1 protein-coding gene is annotated in these 485 nt (G+C 56.9%); it reads right to left on the bottom strand.

What is annotated here, in order from left to right:
• On the bottom strand, positions 1-485 hold a 485-nt coding region (locus AADEFJLK_RS23765; protein ID WP_146054756.1), incomplete at both ends, for a PAS domain-containing protein.

Below are 485 nucleotides of genomic sequence, written 5' to 3'. Positions count from 1 at the left end.
GGGTGATTTTGTTCATCACGTCGGCGGCGGCATAGCCCAACATACGTTCCGCCCCGACATTAAAAATCTGGATGACACCTTTGGCATCGGTGGCGATACTGGAAAAATTGGCGCTGTTAAAAATGGCGCTCTGCAAAGCCCCCGCCTTAATAAGTGCGGCTTCCGCTTGTTTGCGGGCGGTGTTGTCGGTGCCTATCAGCAGATAACCGATAATGGCCTCTTGGGCATCGCGCAAGGCCGTGACCGAGACCACCGCCGGGAAGCGGCTGCCGTCTTTGCGGATGTAGGTCAGTTCGTAAATGTCTTCGATGCCGCGTGAGGCCTTGAACACCAAAGCCTCAAAGCCAGGCTTGATGGTGGTTGCCAACTCCACGCTCAAGGTTTTGGCACGCGCGATGACCTCTTGCGGGTCGGAAATGTCGGCGGGGGTGATTTTGTTCATCACGTCGGCGGCGGCATAGCCCAACATACGTTCCCCCCCGACA

Origin of the sequence: Methylovulum psychrotolerans, assembly GCF_002923755.1 — a bacterium.
In the GTDB taxonomy this organism is placed as follows: domain Bacteria; phylum Pseudomonadota; class Gammaproteobacteria; order Methylococcales; family Methylomonadaceae; genus Methylovulum; species Methylovulum psychrotolerans.
Note: the sequence above shows the minus strand (reverse complement) of the source record. Positions and strands in the feature narration are given on the sequence as shown.